Annotated in this window: 11 protein-coding genes and 1 pseudogene; 7 read left to right on the top strand and 5 right to left on the bottom strand. The window is 47.6% G+C overall.

What is annotated here, in order from left to right:
- Window positions 1-30 precede the first annotated feature (30 nt).
- Window positions 31-459, bottom strand: coding sequence for a nucleotidyl transferase AbiEii/AbiGii toxin family protein (locus ODOSP_RS11275; RefSeq protein WP_228026158.1), 429 nt, complete (start codon window positions 457-459; stop codon window positions 31-33).
- A gap of 76 nt (window positions 460-535) precedes the next feature.
- Between ODOSP_RS11275 and ODOSP_RS11270 the strand changes: the two genes are divergently transcribed.
- On the top strand, window positions 536-1,849 hold the full coding sequence (locus ODOSP_RS11270) for an ATP-binding protein (protein ID WP_013612429.1): 1,314 nt from the start codon (window positions 536-538) through the stop codon (window positions 1,847-1,849).
- Between the two features lie 25 nt (window positions 1,850-1,874).
- Window positions 1,875-3,710: a hypothetical protein gene (locus tag ODOSP_RS11265; RefSeq protein WP_049782896.1), complete on the top strand. Its 1,836-nt coding sequence runs from the start codon at window positions 1,875-1,877 to the stop codon at window positions 3,708-3,710.
- A gap of 166 nt (window positions 3,711-3,876) precedes the next feature.
- On the opposite strand, the gene ODOSP_RS11260 is transcribed toward ODOSP_RS11265, so the two are convergent.
- Entirely contained in the window at window positions 3,877-5,235 is a 1,359-nt protein-coding gene (locus ODOSP_RS11260) for a transposase (RefSeq protein ID WP_080705330.1), read from the bottom strand.
- A gap of 195 nt (window positions 5,236-5,430) precedes the next feature.
- Here ODOSP_RS11260 and ODOSP_RS11255 point away from each other — a divergent pair, with 195 nt between their 5' ends.
- Both ODOSP_RS11255 and ODOSP_RS11250 read left to right on the top strand, forming a co-directional pair.
- The gene (locus tag ODOSP_RS11255) at window positions 5,431-5,748 is read left to right on the top strand and encodes a hypothetical protein (RefSeq protein WP_041556730.1); all 318 of its coding nucleotides are present in this window, start codon (window positions 5,431-5,433) and stop codon (window positions 5,746-5,748) included.
- A 399-nt stretch (window positions 5,749-6,147) separates the two neighbouring features.
- Window positions 6,148-6,504: pseudogene (locus tag ODOSP_RS11250) on the top strand (DDE transposase); the annotation flags it as partial.
- Between the two features lie 245 nt (window positions 6,505-6,749).
- Here ODOSP_RS11250 and ODOSP_RS11245 read toward each other — a convergent pair.
- Genes ODOSP_RS11245 through ODOSP_RS11235 form a run of 3 tightly spaced genes read right to left on the bottom strand, consistent with a single transcriptional unit; the run spans window position 6,750 to window position 12,462 of the window.
- Window positions 6,750-9,935 (bottom strand): efflux RND transporter permease subunit, encoded by a 3,186-nt coding sequence (locus tag ODOSP_RS11245; protein ID WP_013612427.1) that lies wholly within the window; start codon window positions 9,933-9,935, stop codon window positions 6,750-6,752.
- A gap of 9 nt (window positions 9,936-9,944) precedes the next feature.
- Complete coding sequence (locus ODOSP_RS11240; protein ID WP_013612426.1) at window positions 9,945-11,075, bottom strand: efflux RND transporter periplasmic adaptor subunit; 1,131 nt, start codon at window positions 11,073-11,075, stop codon at window positions 9,945-9,947.
- Window positions 11,076-11,112: 37 nt separating this feature from the next.
- Complete coding sequence (locus ODOSP_RS11235) at window positions 11,113-12,462, bottom strand: efflux transporter outer membrane subunit (RefSeq protein WP_013612425.1); 1,350 nt, start codon at window positions 12,460-12,462, stop codon at window positions 11,113-11,115.
- 236 nt (window positions 12,463-12,698) lie between these two features.
- Here ODOSP_RS11235 and ODOSP_RS11230 point away from each other — a divergent pair, with 236 nt between their 5' ends.
- Genes ODOSP_RS11230 through ODOSP_RS11220 form a run of 3 tightly spaced genes read left to right on the top strand, consistent with a single transcriptional unit; the run spans window position 12,699 to window position 18,321 of the window.
- Entirely contained in the window at window positions 12,699-13,856 is a 1,158-nt protein-coding gene (locus ODOSP_RS11230; RefSeq protein WP_013612424.1) for an efflux RND transporter periplasmic adaptor subunit, read from the top strand.
- Window positions 13,853-16,969 carry an efflux RND transporter permease subunit gene (locus ODOSP_RS11225; protein WP_013612423.1) on the top strand — a complete coding sequence of 1,039 codons (3,117 nt, stop codon included), beginning with the start codon at window positions 13,853-13,855 and terminating at the stop codon, window positions 16,967-16,969. Before ODOSP_RS11230 ends, ODOSP_RS11225 begins: the two co-directional genes overlap by 4 nt.
- Window positions 16,969-18,321 (top strand): efflux transporter outer membrane subunit, encoded by a 1,353-nt coding sequence (locus ODOSP_RS11220; RefSeq protein WP_041557337.1) that lies wholly within the window; start codon window positions 16,969-16,971, stop codon window positions 18,319-18,321. Before ODOSP_RS11225 ends, ODOSP_RS11220 begins: the two co-directional genes overlap by 1 nt.
- Window positions 18,322-18,347 lie beyond the last annotated feature (26 nt).

The raw sequence follows: 18,347 nt of genomic DNA, 5'->3' as shown, positions 1-18,347 counted from the left end.
CATGTGCAGCTGCATATTCTCATAATCGGCTTACCCTTGTTCAATAACAGAAGCAGGTGGAATTATATTGAGCGTCGCAGGATAAAGTGTGTCATAGTCGAAACCACGCAAACCTATGAATGTGCGGCGATGTTCCACTACTTGACGGTAAAGCTCTGCATCATTGATGGCACGCCCGGCGATTGAAGTTTTCAACATCTGCCCGATGTCGTACATGTGTCGCGACATACGCTCAACTCCGATTAAATTCTTTGACTTAGCGAACGCCTCATGAAGCAGGAATATCTTTTCAAGAAAAGTGTGTTCGGGAAGTACGGCACGTACCATGAACTTCTGTTCGGTAAAAGGGGCTTTCGGATATACCTGGTCTATCATTGAATCGAATGCAATCCCACTTACAGGTTCACTCATTAGTCTACCGCTTACTTCTACTTTTACCTTTGGCAGAATATTACACATGTTTATATTTGATAAATGTGTATATTTGCACCAACTATATTGGTAAAATGTGATTGATGGACAAAAAAACGGATATATGGAGATAAAAAGGGATATAACGGCTGCATTGCTCGAATGGGAACAGCGGCCGGAGCGCAAGCCGCTTATCATCCAAGGCGCACGTCAGATAGGTAAAACATGGATCATGCGGAAGTTCGGAGAAGAATATTTCGACCACGTTGCCTATTTTAATTTCGATGCATCGGAAGAACTGTGTCGGGAGTTCGAGAATACGAAAAATCCCGAAAGACTGATCGATATTCTCCGCCTTTATACGGAATATCCCATCGAGCCGGGGCGGACGTTGATCATCTTCGATGAGATCCAGCAGAGCAACAAGGCACTCAATAGTTTAAAGTATTTCTGCGAGGAGGCTCCCGAATATCATATTCTTGCGGCAGGATCGCTCTTGGGCGTATCTCTTTCGCAGGGAGATTCGTTTCCTGTAGGTAAAGTGGAATTCCTGAAAATGTATCCGGTTACATTCCGGGAGTTTCTGCGTGCCGATACGCCTCGGATGTACGAATATCTGGAGAACCTGACGGAGATCGCGCCGTTGCCGGAGATCGTCATGGGATGTGTCGCAGAGGCATACCGTCGCTATCAGGTTTGCGGAGGGATGCCGGCGGCAGTTGCTGCTATGCTCGACAAACGCGGCGTACAGGAGATCGAGGAGATTCAAAAAGCGATTCTGACGGCATATGCGCTGGATTTTGCCAAACACGCTCCGGGTAAAGACATTCCGCGTATTGCCGCCATTTGGAATTCCATACCGTCGCAGTTGGCGAAAGAAAACCGAAAATTCGTCTACAAGTTGGTCAAAACCGGGGCGCGGGCACGGGAATATGAAGACGGGCTGTTGTGGTTGGAGCATGCCGGGATGATCTATCGTATTTACTGCTCTTCCAAGCCCGGTTTACCGTTGAGCGCATACGACGACCTTTCGGCGTTCAAGATCTACCTGTGCGATGGGGGATTGTTGCGTGTTATGGCTCAGCTTCCGGCCGAGGTTCTCTGGTCGGAGAATTCGCTTTATACGGAGTTCAAAGGGGCAATGGCTGAAAATATGGTATTGCAGTCCCTCGCAGCCCATTTCGGCGTAATGCCGCGATATTGGATGTCGGAAGCTACCGCCGAGGTGGACTTCCTGTTGCAGGACAACACCTCTCTGTTTCCGGTCGAGGTTAAGTCCGGCACTCGTTTGGGTGGGAAGAGCCTCGGTATTTACATCGACCGCTTCTCGCCGGAACTGGCACTGCGTTACTCCATGAACAACCTGAAAAGGGATGGTGCGATTCTCAATATTCCCGTATTCCTCGCGGATTGGACGAAAAGGTGGATAAAAATATAATATTAGAATCGATACAACAAGACTTATGAAAACATTGGAAATTGATATGGAAAATTGCTTCGGAATATCAAAGTTCGAACATAAATTCGATTTCGCCGATGATACCTGCGTATTGATTTATGCACCCAATGGAATGATGAAAAGTTCATTTGCCCGTACATTTGAGTGTATTTCAAAAGATGATAAGAAATCGGTTCCATGTGACCGAATATATCCGCAAAGAAAAACCAATTGCACTGTTAAATGCGATGGGAAATCTATTGATCCAAAGTCAATTTTCGTTGCGAATGCTGAATCCGACATTGCTACAGATAATAGAATAACGACATTTTTGGCAAGTAAAGAACTGAAAGAACGATATGATAGTATTTACCAAGAACTTGACAAAGTAAAAAATGATTTTTTAGCAAAACTTAAAAGTATATCGAAGAGTACCGATTGCGAAAGCGAGGTTGTCTCGACTTTTCGAACAGGAGAAACAGATACTCTGTTTTCATGCCTTCTCTCTATTGAGGAGGATATTCGTAAAGCCCGGTACTTTTATGATTTCAGATATAACGATGTCTTCGATAAAAAAGGTAATGTCAAGAAGTTCTTAGACAAACACAAAGATTTGATTCAACAATATTTCACGGATTATCAAAAGTTATTAAGTCGTTCCAGATTCTTCAAAACGAATCGTGAGGGCGTATCGTTTGGTACATATCAGGCGACGGTTCTGCGGGAATCGGTAGCTGATGAAGCTTTCTTTGCTGCCAAACATAGAATAAAATTAAGTTCCGGAGTGGAAATAACATCCGCAGGACAATTACAGGAAATCATCAATGCAGAGATTACAAAAGTTATCAGCGACGATAAACTAAAATCTACATTCGAAAAAATAGATAAGGCGATCGGTAATAACAGTGAATTGAGGGCCTTTAAGGCTGTATTGGAAAAAGATAACACGATCATCCCGCTATTGATGGATTATAATGAGTTCAAGAAACAGGTATGGTATGGATTTATTCACAGATTGTGCGATGATGCTATTGCCTTAATCAATTTCTATAAAACCAAAACAGAAATATTAAACGATTTAATTGCCAAAGCTCAACAAGAGAGCCGTACATGGGAGACGATTATAGATATATACAACAAAAGATTTAGTGTTCCTTTTACCGTAGAGATTAAAAATAAAGCGGATGTTATACTCAAGCAAGATACGGCAAATCTCATATTCAAATACAAAGATGAACGGGCTGAAGAGCCGATCGAGCAACCCAAAGAAACTCTGTTGAAAATTTTGAGTAGAGGAGAATGCCGGGCGTTTTACACATTGCAAATATTATTTGAAATAGAAGCTCGTAAACATTATGCAGAAGATAGTTTGCTGATTCTCGACGACATTGCAGACTCTTTTGATTATAAAAATAAGTATGCCATTATAGAGTATCTTGCCGATGTATGTAAGGATAATAGATTCAAAATAATCCTGCTGACCCACAATTTCGATTTTTATAGAACGGTCGCATCCCGACTCGGTCTGAAAAAATCCGTATTTATGGCTATACACGATACAAGCGGAGATATAAAATGCAAAATAGGACAATATAGGAAAGATGTTTTTCAGCACTTTTCAAAACGAGCGAATAAGAAAAGAGTATTCATTGGGTTATTGCCTTTTGTAAGAAATATCATTGAATATTCTAAAGGTGAACAATCGGATGAATACAAGTGCTTGACAAATTGTTTGCATATTAAGGCAGGATCGGGAACTATTTCCTCAGATACAATCTGTCGGCTATATAAAACCTATATTCATAATTGCCAGAATCTCATTATTGATTTTGGTGCGACTTTAATTAGGGATATTCAGTAAATGTCCCTAAAAAGTAAGATGGCATATAAAGTTGATAGAGTATAATCACTTTATATGCCATTATTATTGCCCTTTTTCTGTGTTTTTTCACATAATCCTATCTTGTTAGACACGACGCTTCGGAAGAGGTCTGATGACCCCTTCTGGTTCTGTCGGTAAATTTATGTCATGCCGCTTTATCCGCCCGGTTCCTGATTTTATCTATCATCAGTATGGCATTTGCCGTATGTATTCCAAAGAAAATCCATAGGATTTCCGTCTTCCTGTTCCGTGCCTTTATCCTTGAGAGTGAGTAATGCTGCTTCTGTGTGCCGAAGCTGCCTTCAAGTCGGGTGGCCCTTTCTTTTGACAGTTCACTTCTGAGAACCTTTCTCAAGGATTCATCCCTGGCCGCCCTTCCCTTGCGTACAAAGGATGTGGATATTCCATATTTTGTACAGAACTTTCTGTTGGCATTATTGGCATATATGGAATCGGCAGCCACGCATCTTACCCTCACATTCATGAGCTTCTGCTGCATGCGGATACAGTCCTTCAGGCGTATACCTTCGTTGAAAGCCTTGAACGAGAGGTGTTCGATGAACGATATGCCGTCTATCTGTATGTTGTTGACCTTCGCACCGAACTCGACGGACTTTGTTTCCTTGCCTCTTACAATGGGACGTACATAATGACGGTCAATGCTGACGATGCGGTCCCTGACCTTCCTGCCTTCAAACAACTCCTTTTCCTGTACAAGAACCTTTCTGATGATGGAAAGACGCTTCTGGTAATCCTGGGTATATCGGAGTGAGGTTCCATGTTCTCTATGGATTTCATCCCTCTGTATGAGGAGCTTTTCAAGGAGTCTGATCATACGACGCTTGAGCATCCTTGTCCTTGAAGCCTTCCTCTTTCTCTTCTTGCAGTAGGACAGATAGGACTTCGCCACATCCGCATACTTGTTGCGCGGACGCCTTATACCCAAATCTCTGCAATGAAGGCAGATTTGCCTGTAGAGCCATTCCAGACTTTCCCAAAGGAGTTTCATATCCGTAGGAAAACGCATATGGCTCTCATAGCATGTGGCATCGGTCATACAGACGTGAAGGCTGTCAAGATAGGGTTTCCAGTGTGAAGCCAGCACTTCCTGGAGGGAATCAACATCAAGACGGGACGCTATCTCATTGCGGATGGCACTGACTATCTTGTAGTTGGTTATGGGAAAGGACGGATTTATCATAATCCCGCAGAACATCTGGTAGTGTATGTTCCCGTTAAGATGTTCCACCAGCTGCCTGTCAGAGAATCCGGTGTACGCCTTCAGGACCATAAGGGCGATCTTCGCCGAAGGACTGAAGATGTTCCTGCGTCCCAGTCGCTGTTCCGACAGGCCCATGGTCTTTGCCATACGCTCAAACGGAAACACCGAATGAAGCCTGCCAAGCTCACTCTCATGAAAACTCTTGCGATATTTTTCTATAATATCAAATTCTGTAAAGCCCAAAGTAGGGTGAATTTCCGAAATATTTTGTATCTTAGCCATATCTTTGTTGGGGAATTTCCCCCGTTTTGGATTCCAAACCTTATTTGCGGGGGAATACCTAAAGATACAAAAAAGCCAACTAATTCGCAACATTTTGTGTATGAATTAGTTGGCTAATTTTATACTATTTACTGAATATCCCTAATTACAGACCTGATACTGCAAGAAGCTGATGTAATCGTTAATGAAAATCCTTTGATTGACGAAATATTATTGGAAAACAAATTAGTTTTATCCATCGCTATCCGATTACGGGCGGAACAGTTGATATTGAAGCTGATAAATGACATTGACACAGATGAAATTTTGTCGAATCAGACACGGGAGTTGATCGACAAATACAAACAATCGGATGCTCCGAATCCTGAAATATTATCAATTTTCGATAAAGTAAGCCTGATGACTCCGGAAAATATCCATGTAAATGCGTTCATGTATGAGCCGCTGATCGATATGTCTGTAATGCACCTCATTAAATTATATAATGACATAAAGTGTCACATGGCAGACTGATATTTATTTGTCAACCATTTTTGTAAAATAGTAAACCATTACATTTCAAATATGTGTTCTAAACACCGGAGTCCAGCCGCAATATTAGCCGGAAAATATGAATGTCAATAAATTTTTTATTTTGATTTATTTATTGATAAATAAAAAATATTCAGTATTGTGACATTGTTATGAATAAAATTTGAGGGTAGAACAATTAGAGTACAAAATGTTATCGCATGGCATTAAATCGAATAAGGATTTAGGTGAAATTTGTTAAAAATTGAATATAGGACAAAAATGAGGTTAAAATCCGTTTTAATCCCACGGACAGGTCGGATATAATCGAACCGGGGCGCACTTATATAGGGACATTCATTAAATATTATAAAATCAGCCAACTAATTCATACACAAACTATTGCGAATTAGTTGGCTTTTTTGTATCTTTAGGTATTCCCCCGAAAACAAGGTTTGACGGCCAAAACGGGGGAAATACCCCAACTAAGATATGGCAAAAATACGAAATATTTCCGAGATTCAGCCTACATTAGGCTTTACAGAATTTGATATTCTGGAAAAATATCGCAAGAGTTTTCATGAGAGTGAGCTTGGCAGGCTTCATTCAGTGTTCCCGTTTGAGCGTATAGCCAAAGAATCAGGTCTGTCGGAGCAACGTCTTGGACGCAAGAACATTTTCAGTCTTTGTGCAAAGATCGGTCTTATGGTGCTGAAGGCTTATACCGGTTTCTCCGACAGGCAGTTGGTGGCACATCTTCGGTCTTGACCAGTGTAACCGGAGGTTACCGATTAGCGCTTTATCGGTCGGCATCTCTTCGATGCTGATCGGTGCAATTCCCGCTTGCTGATGAATGCCTGGCTGACCGGCGGCACAGTCTTTCCGGTCGGCTTTACAGTCAGAACCAGAGGTTCGCTGGCCAGAAACCGGAGAGGTTTTGCCGGTCCGGAGCCTGAATGACGCCCCTGATCAGGAACGAAGCGACGCTAATCCCTCTCCCTGTCTCACTCCCGCTTCATCGGGAGTTGTTCCTCGTATACGGCGGGAAGGTTCTCTTCCGTGTCTTTGTCTTTTTTCTTTTTGCGGGTAAACCGTTCGTGCAAGCTCTCCATCATCAGGTAGAAATTGGGAATAAACAAGGTGCCTACGAGGGAGGTCATCAACATACCGGCAAAAACGGCGATACCGAGCGAGATCCGGCTCGAAGCTCCGGCTCCGGTCGAAATCACCAGCGGGAAAGTGCCGAGGATGAAAGCAAAAGAGGTCATCAGGATCGGGCGGAGACGTACGCGTCCGCCTTCGATCGCCGATTCTTCGGTCGACTTGCCTGCAGCCCGGTAATCCCGGGCGAATTCTACGATCAGGATGGCATTTTTCGCCGCCAGGGCAATCAGAAGCACTACTCCGATTTGGGTGTAAACGCTGATCGGAAGATTCATGACCATCACTCCGATCACTACTCCCAGCAGGGCGATAGGCAAACCCATGATCACTGCAAAAGGATCCGTCCAGCTCTCGTATTGGGCTGCCAGGATCAGGAAAGCCACCACGATGGCCAGTATAAAGATGATGGAGGTGGACGAACTCGCATTTTCTTCCTGATATGCCATAGAAGTCCATTCATAACCGAAGGAGCGTCCCACTTTCTCCCGGATCAGTTTGGCCATAATATTCAGCGCCTCTCCCGAGCTATAACCGTCTGCTGCGGCACCCGAGATCAGGGCGGATACGTAAGTGTTGTATTTCGTCAGGCTCTCTGCGCCGATCCGCGTCTCGATAGTAGTAAAGGCCGAAAGGGGAATCATGTCGCCCTTGGAGTTGCGGACATTCAATAGGCGTAGGTCGGTTACCAGAGCCCGGCTGTCGGGGGCACCTTCGACCTTCACCTGGTAAGTGCGGCCGAATTTCACAAAATTGTTGACATAGGTGGAACCGAGGTATGTGCCGATCGTATTGAACACCTCGCTTAGCGGAATCTGCATCAGCTCTACTTTGTTCCGGTCGATATTCAGGTAATACTGGGGTACACTGGCGCTGAACATCGACTGGACGGTAGAGAGACCCGGGGTCTCGTTGCCGGCGAGCATCAGTTCGTCTGTCATGCGTTGCAGTTCTTGCGGGCCGTAGCTGTTGATATCCTCCAGCATGACTTCAAACCCGCTGCTTTCGCCCAATCCCGGGATGGCCGGCGGTAAGACGGCGAAGGTTCTGGCTTCCGGTATCGCTTCATAGGCCATACCGTTGAATTGGTTCACCAGGCTTTGGGCGCTTAACTGCGGAGATTTCCGTTGGTCCCAGTTTTTGAGCATCACGAACAGCGTGGCGGCATTCGAAGCGTTTGCATTACTCATCATTGAAAAGCCGTTGATCGTGATATAGGTTTCGATGCCTTCCATTTGGTTCAGTACGGCCGACGCTTTTTGCAGGGCTGTAGCCGTCTGGCTCGACGAAGCACCGTCGGTCAGTTGCATGAAAGCGATGAAATACCCCTGGTCTTCTTCCGGGATAAAAGTACGCGGCCATTTGATAAATCCCCAGAAAGCCAGCACCGAAAGGATCAAAAAGACGATAAAAGTCATCAGCGATTTACGCATGAAGTGAGTGATCACCCAGGTATAACCATGGTTTGTCTTTTCAAAAAACCGGTTGAAAGCTTTGAAGAGAAAGAATTTGGCCGGCTGTTTGGGTTTCAGAAACAGGGCACAAAGTGCGGGGCTCAGGGTGAGGGCGTTGAACCCGCTGATTACCGTCGAGATGGCGATCGTCAGGGCGAATTGTTTGTACAACTGGCCGGTGATGCCGCCGATAAAGGCCGTGGGAATAAATACGGCCAACAGTACGAGCACAATACCCACAACAGCTCCCGACACTTCCTTCATGGCCTGGATCACCGCCTCTTTTACGGTGGGATACCGGCCGGTTTCGATCAGCCGGTAACTGTTTTCTACGATGATAATGGCGTCGTCTACTACCAGCCCGATAGCCAGTACCAGTCCGAAGAGAGTCAGCGTATTGATGGAAAATCCCAGCATCGCCATGAAGGTGAAAGTCCCGACCAGCGAGACGGGAATCGTGATCAGCGGAATCAGCATCGCCCGCCAGTTTTGGAGGAAGATCAGAATAACCAGTAAAACCAGGATAAAGGCGGTGATCAGGGTTTCGTATATTCCTGAAATCGAGGCATTGATAAATTCCGTCGTATCGAGGGTCACGCTGTATTGCACCCCTTCGGGGAAATAGGAGGCCAGTTTGTCCATCTCTTTTTTCACCCGTTGTGCCACGTCCAGGGCGTTGGCTCCCGGAAGCTGATAGACGGCGATAGCTGCGACGGCTCCGCCTTTCAGGGTGGCGGTGGAGCTGTAGCTTTCACGTCCGAGCTCTATAGTGGCCAGGTCACGGATGCGAAGGTATTTGCCGTCGGGAAGGGCCTTGACGATGATATTGCCGAATTCTTCTTCATCGATCAGTAATCCTTTGGTTTCGAGGGTGTATTGGTAGGCTTCTTTGCGGACTAAGGGTTCCGATCCCACGCTGCCCGCTGTAACCTGGATATTCTGGCCCTGAATGGCCGATACGATATCCGCCGGAGTGATGCCCCGGATAGTCAGCTGATCCGGATCCAGCCAGATACGCATACTGTATTTGCCCATGCCGAACAAGCCCACATTACCTACTCCTTTTACCCGGCCCAATTCGTTGGTGATATTCAGGGCCGCATAATTAGAGAGAAAAAGAGCGTCGTATTGCGGACTATCCGAGGTCAGTGACAGAAACATCACGACGTTGGTCGATTCCTTGGTCGTAGTGACCCCGATCTGGGTCACCTCCTGCGGTAAAGTGCTCAGGGCCATGTTCACCCGGTTTTCTACGAGCACGGTGGCCATATCCAGGTCGGTTCCCACTTCGAAAGTGATGGTCAGCTGGTAGCTGCCTGTGCTCGACGAAGTCGACGACATATAAAGCATACCCTCTACGCCGTTCACTTGTTGCTCGATCGGGGTACCTACCATGTCGGCGATTGTACTGGCATTGGCTCCGGGGTAGGAGGCCCGGACAACGACTGTCGGAGGAGTGATCGTCGGATATTGTTCTACCGGCAGACCACGTAAAGATACCAGTCCTGCGATCACGATAAGGATAGACAGGACCGTAGCGAATATAGGGCGGTTAATGAAAAATGTACTGAACATAGGAATAGATTAACGTTTTGTTTTTTCTCTCACTGGTTTCACGGTCATGCCCGGACGCACATTCATCAGGGCTTCCACGACATAACGGTCGTCCGGAGTGACACCGCTGACGATCTCCCGCATGCCGTCGTTACTCAATACCCCGACTTTGACGGTTTGCTGCACCACCCGGTTGTTCTCATCCACCAGATAGACATAGCGGCCTGCCTGTCCCGTGCCGATCGAAGCCTCCGGTATCAGTAAAGCATCTTTTACCACTTTATAGGGAAGCCGGATTTTAACATACATCCCGCTTAATAATTCTTCTTTCGGATTTTCGAGAATGGCCCGTACGGTCACCGTCCCGGTTTGCAGATCGACGTTCGGCGAAGTATAGTCGAGCTCGCCTTTCCAATAACGGCTGGTGTCCGCAGCATTGATGACCGTCAGCGCCAGGGCCGAATCTTTCGATACCAGCGGATTGGTCACCGGAGGAATTTGTTCGAACTCGGCATAAGCCATATTGAAATAAGCATACATATACTTATCTTTATACATCGTAGCCAGGGTGACCGGTTGTACCGCTCCTCCGACAAAGTTCTGAAGGTCCACCAGGTTCCGGGATACCCGTCCGTCGAAAGGAGCTTTGATGTAACAATAATTCAGATTGGTCTGAGCAGTATTCAATTGTGCCCGGGCATTCTGAAGATTCGCTATCGCCGAATGGTAATCCGATTCGGCCTGGATGAAGTCGATCTCACTGATAGCCCGGCTAGGCATCGCTTCTTTCATCTTCTCGTATTGTGCCCTGGCGTAAGCCAGACGTGCCTCTGTACTCTTCATTTCGGCCTGTGCCGCTTTCAACTGATCCTGATAGGGTTGAGGTTCGATGACAAACAACAACTGGCCTGCTTTTACCGGCACTCCCGGGATATAATTCATCTTTTCCAGGAATCCCGATACCCGGGCCACCAGATTCACCGTTTGCACGGCTTCCAGATAAGCCGGATACTGATACGTATACACGACATCGTGTTGGGCAGGTCTGTTCACTAAAATCTCCGGGGCCGCTTGTCCGCTTGCGGCTTCCTGTTTCTCTTTCTTCCTGCAACCTCCCAATATCACTCCCAAACCAATCATCAGAACGATCATCTTTTTCATAACAATGATTTTTTTAATTCGCTTTTAGCCTTTAACTTTATTTTTCCACTCCTCCCCCCAGTGCCTTATACACCTGTATCATATAGAGCAGGGTTGCACTCTGCGAATTCACATACACATTTTCGTAGTTCAATACATTGCGTTGTGAGTCCAGTACATTCTGGTAATTGGTCAGTCCTTTCTTATACAGGTCCATTGCATATTCCAGTGTCAGTTTAATTTCCTGCAGAGCAAGCCGGTCTGCATCCAGTTGTTGGAGTGATTTATTATATGACGATAAGGCATCGTCTACCTCTTGCAAAGCTGTGAGCAGAGTTTGGTTATACGTATTGATCCCTTCGTCCAGTTGGATTTGGGCCTGCCGGTTAGCCTGGGCGATCTGGCGCCCGCTGAAAATCGTCCATTTGATGCTCGGGCTGATTTGCCACGTCATGTTCTCCTTCTTGAAAAATTGTTTGTAATATTCGTTACCATACCCGAAAGCACCCGTTAGGTAGAATTTCGGCCACCAGTCTGCCCGTGTTGCGCCTGCTGCAGCTGCCAGTGCATCCATCGTCCGTTCGGCCGAGCGGACATCCGGGCGCCGCCGGATCAGTTCGGCCGGGATTCCTTGCATAAGGATCGGGTTGCCTTGGGGGAGAGGGTGCACTTGCAGTAAAGCTTGCCGTAAAGAATCCGAATACTCTCCGGTCAGGACAGCCAGTGTATTCACTTCCGAGTAGACCGAGGCTTCCAGTCCGGGAAGGGTTGCCTTCGTTTGTAGCCACAGGCCTTTCGATTGCGCCACCGTTAGGTTGGAAGTCAGTCCGGCCGCCAGTTTGGCTTCATTGATCCGGAGAATCTCCTCCTGGGATTCCAGGTTATTACGGGCAACTTCCAGTTGTTGCTGGTAAGTGCGCAGACGGATATAAGCCATCGCCACTTCTGAGGCGAGCGAGACCATTGTACCCCGGTAATCCTCCTGTGAAGCCAGGTAATATTCTTTTTGGGCTTTGGCTCCTTTCCGGATATTGCCGAACACATCGATTTCCCAATTCATTTCTATACCGGCCTGCCCGATGTGGTAGTAATTATCGGCATGGTCGATGCCCAGACTGCTTTTTTCCGGTGTATATTGGGCCGAAGCGCTGAAACTCGGGAAAAAATGGCCCTGTTGTGACCGCCAGCGCGATTTCGCCAATTGGATATTTTTTACTGCATTCTGCAGATTATAATTATTGGCTACAGATTTGTCGATCAGACGGATAAGTGTCGAATCTCCGAAAAATTGCCACCAACTGTCTTCTGAAGGCATCGTTTGTTGCAGATCGAGTACCGGGTCTTGCTGGGCTTTTGACCGGCCCCCTAAGATCAGGCTTAAAAATAACAGAAATAAGATTCGTCTCATATCGGATCGGTTAAAATATCGTTTAAATTACAAATCCCTATACGAAAACGAAATAGCGAATGTTGTGGAATAATTCAGCTCGTTTGTGGAATAATTCCACAAAAACAAGTTCCCCGGGGAAAAGATTTGAATATATAGTATGCTGACAGCCAATGCATAACTTTTATACTTGAAAAATGGTATATATTTTTCATAAGCGAGGAAATAGCAAGTATAAATAAATTAAACAGATAAATATGAGGGTTAATAATTGGCTGAGTGGTTTTGCCTGTGTGCTCCTGTTGGGAGTGGTGGGTTGTAAAAAAGATAAGATACGTGAAGGAATTCCCGTAGTAGTTGAGAAAGTGGGGGTCGATGATGTAGAGATATTCGGTGATTATGTAGGGCGGATCAGGGCCCGGCAATTTGTGGAAGTACATGCCCGGGTAGAAGGCTATCTGGAAAAGATGCTTTTTGAGGAAGGGAAACGGGTAGAGCGTAATCAGCCCTTGTTTATTATCAATCCCGATTTATATAAAGCGCGGGCCGATAAAGCTGCGGCTCAACTGAAAAAAGACGAAGCCCAGGAGTTGAAAACCGGACGCGATGTAGAGCGTTTGCGTCCTTTATACGAACAGAATGCAGCCAGCCAGTTGGACCTGGATAATGCCATTGCCGCTTACGAAAGTGCTAAAGCGAACGTAGCCATGAGTAAAGCCGATCTGGCACAGGCAGAGATGGAGCTGGGATATACGACGGTACGTTCGCCCATTTCGGGATACATCAGCGAACGGCATGCCGATATCGGTACCTTGGTGGGCCCCGGCTCCAAGTCGCTATTGGCGACCGTCGTGGCCAGCGATACCGTGTTGGTCGATTTTAGCCTCACCGCCCTCGATTATCTCCGCAGCCAGCAGCGTAATGTCAGATTAGGCGAGCAGGACGCTACCCGTTCCTGGCAGCCCTCGATTACGGTCACCCTGGCCGATAATTCTGTTTATCCGGAGAAGGGCCTGGTCGACTTTGCCGAGCCTCAGGTCGATCCCAAGACAGGTACTTTCGGGGTGAGAGCCGAACTGGCCAATCCCGGGCGGAAACTGCTGCCCGGACAGTTTACCAAAGTCAAATTGCTGCTCGATGTGCGCGAAAACGCCGTAGTGGTACCTGCCCGCGCAATTATTATCGAGAAGGGAGGTGCTCATGTTTATGTTATGCGCAGGGATAGTACTGCCGAGAAACGGTTTATCGAAACCGGACCCGAAGTCGGTAATTTTGTGGTGGTAGAGAGGGGATTGGGACCTGATGAAATGGTCGTGACCGAGGGACAACACAAACTTTCTCCCGGTGATCTTTTGGCTCCCCGCACGGTGGCTAAAAAAGAAGAAAATACAGACGAAATAAACGAAGTAAGATGAAAGTTGAATTCTTTATAGACCGCCCTATCTTTTCGGCGGTATTATCCATATTGATTGTCGTGGTAGGATGTATCGGCCTCTATTTGTTGCCGGTGGATCAATACCCGCAGATTACACCTCCTATGGTGAAAATTTCGGCCTCCTATCCCGGAGCTAGTGCACAGACTGTCTCGCAGGCTGTGGCGACCCCCATCGAGCAGGAACTCAACGGGACGCCGGGAATGCTCTACATGGAATCCAGCAGTTCCAATTCCGGCGGTTTGTCGATCAATGTCACCTTCGACATTTCGGCCAATCCCGAATTATCTGCCGTAGAAATCCAGAACCGGGTGAAACTGGCCGAGTCGCGCTTGCCCGCCGAGGTGGTGCAGAACGGTATTTCCGTCGAAAAGCAATCTTCGAATCAGCTCATGACCCTGACCCTGACTTCCGACGATCCCCGTTTCGACGAAATCTACCTCAGTAATTTTGCGACGATCAATGTTCTGGATATCCTGAGGCGTATCCCCGGGGTAGGACGGGTTTCCAATATCGGAAGCCGTTATTATGGTATGTGTATCTGGGTGATGCCCGACCGGATGGCTAATTTCGGACTGACGGTAAAAGATTTGCAGGATGCCCTCAAAGACCAGAACCGTGAGTCGGCGGCCGGCGAATTGGGCAAGCAGCCTATTTCCGGGCAGGATATAACCATTCCGATCACTACCCAGGGGCGTTTGTCTACAGTCAATGAATTCGAAGAGATTGTGGTCAGAGCGAATCCAGACGGTTCTATCGTACGTTTGAGGGACGTTGCCCGGGTCTCTCTCGAGGCTTCTTCCTATTCCACCGAGAGTGGTATGAACGGTAAAAATGCCGCAGTACTCGGGATTTATACCCTTCCCGGTGCGAATGCCGTCGAAGTGGCCGGGCAGGTGCGCGAAACGATGAAAGAGATCAGTAAGAATTTTCCCGAAGGGCTCGATTACGAAATCCCTTTCGATATCACCAGCTACATTTCCGAGTCTATCCACGAAGTGTATAAAACCTTGTTCGAAGCGCTGTTGCTGGTGGTGTTGGTGGTGTTTCTTTCGCTCCAGAACTGGCGCGCTTCTCTGGTGCCCCTGATTGCTGTGCCGATATCGTTGATCGGAACTTTCGGGGTGATGTTGGTTTTGGGCTTTTCGCTCAATTTACTTACTCTGTTGGGATTGATTTTGTCGATAGGTATCGTGGTCGACGATGCCATTGTAGTTGTCGAAGCGGTCGGGAGTTATATGGAAAAAGAAGGTTTGAGCCCCTACGAGGCTACGAAGAAAGCTATGCGGGGATTGACCGGGGCGTTGATCGCCACCTCTCTCGTGCTGGCTGCGGTATTTATTCCGGTTAGTTTTCTGGGGGGGATTACCGGTTTGCTTTACCGGCAGTTTGCCATTACCATTGTCGTTTCGGTGTTGATATCGACTGTGGTCGCTTTGACGCTGAGCCCGGCGATGTGTGCGCTCTTGCTGCGTCCTTCCGCACCCTCTAAAAACCGTATTTTCGGAATGATCAACCGTTGGCTGGCTACCGGAAACCGGAAATATGTAGGGATAATCGGTAAAGCGATCACCAATCCCCGCCGTATCCTGGCCGGTTTCGGGATGGTACTTGTTTTCATCTTTGTATTGAACCGGGTGGTTCCGGGTAGTTTTATGCCTGAAGAAGATCAGGGCTATTTCAAGGTTGAACTGGAATTACCCGAAGGGGCTACACTCGAGCGTACACGCCTGGTGACGGATCGGGCGGTAGAATTTCTGAAAGCTCATCCTGCAGTCGGTTATGTACAGAATGTGACCGGTTCCAGTCCCCGGGTAGGAACCAACCAGGCCCGCTCCGAACTGACGGTGATTCTGAAATCGTGGGAAAAGCGTAAAGGAAACGGTATGGAGATCGATCAGGTGATGGAAGATACCCGCAAAGAGTTGAAGCAATATCCCGAGGCCCGGGTTTATTTGTCGAAACCGCCTGTTATTCCAGGCTTAGGTACTGCCGGTGGATTCGAGATGCAGGTCGAAGCCCGGAATGGAGCTACTTTCGAAAATCTGGTCGAAGCGGTCGATACCCTGATGAAGTATGCTGCCGAGAGTAAAGCTTTCACCGGTCTGTCGTCTTCGTTACAGGCCGAAATTCCTCAGCTGTATTTTGATGTCGACCGGGACAAAGCCAAATTCCTGGGTATCCCGATGTCCGATATTTTTTCGACGATGAAAGCCTACACCGGATCGGTTTATGTGAACGATTTCAATATGTTTAACCGGGTTTATAAGGTATATATTCAGGCCGAAGCTCCTTACCGGGCACATAAAGACAATATCAATATGTTCTTTGTAAAGACGGCGGGAGGGGATATGGTGCCTCTGACTGCTTTGGGTGATGCCGAATATACGACAGGTCCGGGAAATATCCGGCGCTTCAATATGTTCACGACGGCAGTTGTCCGGGGGGTGGCAGCTCCGGGATATAGTTCGGGTGAGGTGATGCGTAAGATGGAAAACATTGCCAGGACTCATTTACCCGAGAATATCGGTGTCGAATGGAGCGGTTTGTCTTATCAGGAGAAAAAAGCCGAGGGACAGCTGGGGCTGGTATTGACTCTGGTATTCCTGTTCGTCTTCCTCTTTCTGGCTGCTTTATACGAAAGTTGGCTGGTGCCGGTGGCTGTCTTGCTGTCGTTGCCCGTTGCTGCTTTGGGGGCTTATCTGGGCATTCTGGGATTTGGGCTCGAGAACGATATCTATTTCCAGATCGGTTTGGTGACTTTGATCGGTCTGGCTGCTAAAAATGCGATTTTGATTGTGGAGTTTGCCAAGATGGAAGTCGACAAAGGGGTCGATGTGGTTGTCGCTGCCAAAAATGCGGCCATGTTGCGTTTCCGTCCGATCCTGATGACTTCGCTGGCCTTTGTGTTGGGTATGTTGCCTCTGGTCATGGCATCCGGACCGGGATCGGCCAGCCGCCATTCGATCGGGACCGGTGTGTTCTTCGGTATGATTGCAGCCATTACCATCGGAATAGTATTGGTACCTTTCTTCTTTGTAATGGTCTATAAATTCAAAGAAAAGATTAGAGTAAAAACGAAAAGCGTAAAATGATGAAGAAAATTTATACCCTCGCTATTGTATTGCTGGTATTGGGAGTGAGTTCATGTAAACTGGGAAAGCATTACTCCCGGCCCGAACTCCGCTTGCCGGAACAGATCGAAGGAACGGTGCCCGATTCGGTTTCGGCCGGTGATATCCGATGGACCGATTTATATACCGATCCGGTACTCCGGCAGTTGATCCGGAAAACATTGGAAGGAAACAAAGACCTGATGATCGCTGCGGCCAAAGTGAAAGAATCGATGGAACTCCGTCGTATCGCTAAAGCCGACCTTTTCCCCAAGGCAGAGGCTACCGTGTCTGCCGAGCGGGAATACGATGAAACGCCTGGGAATACTTTTGAAGGAAAAGTGTTGGCATCCTGGGAAGTCGATTTGTGGGGAAAACTACGTTGGGCCGGTCAGGCCGCTCTGGCCGAATATTTGCAGAGCGTCGAAGGCAGGCAGGCTTTGCAGTCGGCTCTGGTTGCCCAGGTGGCGCAGGCTTATTTCGAGTTGATCGCTTTAGATCAGGAACTGGCCATCGTACGGCAGACACTGGCGGCCCGGCAGGAAGGAGTACGTCTGGCAAAGCTCAGGTTCGAGGGAGGATTGACTTCCGAAAATCCCTTGCGTCAGGCACAGGTCGAATTGGCCAGAACCCAAACCCTGGTACCGGGATTAGAGAGGGAGATTCGCCTCAAAGAGAATCAGATTACTTTACTGGCCGGAGAATATCCCGGAGAAGTGGCGAGAGGGAAAAGTATCGGTCAGCAGCAGTTGATGACCGCTCTGCCGGTGGGATTATCTTCCCGAATCCTGGAAAGACGGCCCGACATCCGCCAGGCCGAATATCGGTTGAAAGCGGCTCATGCCAAAGTCGGTGTGGCTTATACCAGCATGTTCCCGAAATTTACTTTAACCGGACATTATGACCTCGAGAGCAGCGATCTGACCGATTTTCTGAAAGCACCTTACTTTTTTGTCGGTGGTGAATTATTGGCACCGGTGTTTAATCTGGGAAAAAACAGAGCGCGTTTAAAAGCTTCCAGAGCTGTGCAGGAACAGGAAACCTACAATTATCAGAAAGTGGTGCTCCAGGCTTTCACCGAAGTGAGCAATGCCTTGGTCAACTCCCGTAAAAGTCGTGAAATCCGTGAATCCCGCGAACATCTCGAACAGTCGGCCCGTTCTAATCTCGATCTGGCTACTTTGCAATACATCAACGGAGTGATCAGTTATCTCGATGTATTGGATGCCCAGCGTGGATATTTCGATGCCCAGATCGGGCTCAATACGGCTATCCGCGACGAATTACTGGCTACGGTACAATTGTATCAGGTATTGGGAGGCGGTTGTTCATAGGGATGTCAAAAAATGTACATCGGGAG

This window comes from Odoribacter splanchnicus DSM 20712 (assembly GCF_000190535.1).
GTDB lineage: Bacteria > Bacteroidota > Bacteroidia > Bacteroidales > Marinifilaceae > Odoribacter > Odoribacter splanchnicus.
This window is presented reverse-complemented; position numbering and strand designations above follow the sequence as displayed.

What these genes read in the sequence shown, in the direction of transcription:
- ODOSP_RS11275 (WP_228026158.1), bottom strand. Translation starts at nt 459, where the DNA reads ATGTGTAATATTCTGCCAAAGGTAAAAGTAGAAGTAAGCGGTAGACTA.
- ODOSP_RS11270 (WP_013612429.1), top strand. Translation starts at nt 536, where the DNA reads ATGGAGATAAAAAGGGATATAACGGCTGCATTGCTCGAATGGGAACAG.
- ODOSP_RS11265 (WP_049782896.1), top strand. Translation starts at nt 1,875, where the DNA reads ATGAAAACATTGGAAATTGATATGGAAAATTGCTTCGGAATATCAAAG.
- ODOSP_RS11260 (WP_080705330.1), bottom strand. Translation starts at nt 5,235, where the DNA reads ATGGCTAAGATACAAAATATTTCGGAAATTCACCCTACTTTGGGCTTT.
- ODOSP_RS11245 (WP_013612427.1), bottom strand. Translation starts at nt 9,935, where the DNA reads ATGTTCAGTACATTTTTCATTAACCGCCCTATATTCGCTACGGTCCTG.
- ODOSP_RS11240 (WP_013612426.1), bottom strand. Translation starts at nt 11,075, where the DNA reads ATGAAAAAGATGATCGTTCTGATGATTGGTTTGGGAGTGATATTGGGA.
- ODOSP_RS11235 (WP_013612425.1), bottom strand. Translation starts at nt 12,462, where the DNA reads ATGAGACGAATCTTATTTCTGTTATTTTTAAGCCTGATCTTAGGGGGC.
- ODOSP_RS11230 (WP_013612424.1), top strand. Translation starts at nt 12,699, where the DNA reads ATGAGGGTTAATAATTGGCTGAGTGGTTTTGCCTGTGTGCTCCTGTTG.
- ODOSP_RS11225 (WP_013612423.1), top strand. Translation starts at nt 13,853, where the DNA reads ATGAAAGTTGAATTCTTTATAGACCGCCCTATCTTTTCGGCGGTATTA.
- ODOSP_RS11220 (WP_041557337.1), top strand. Translation starts at nt 16,969, where the DNA reads ATGAAGAAAATTTATACCCTCGCTATTGTATTGCTGGTATTGGGAGTG.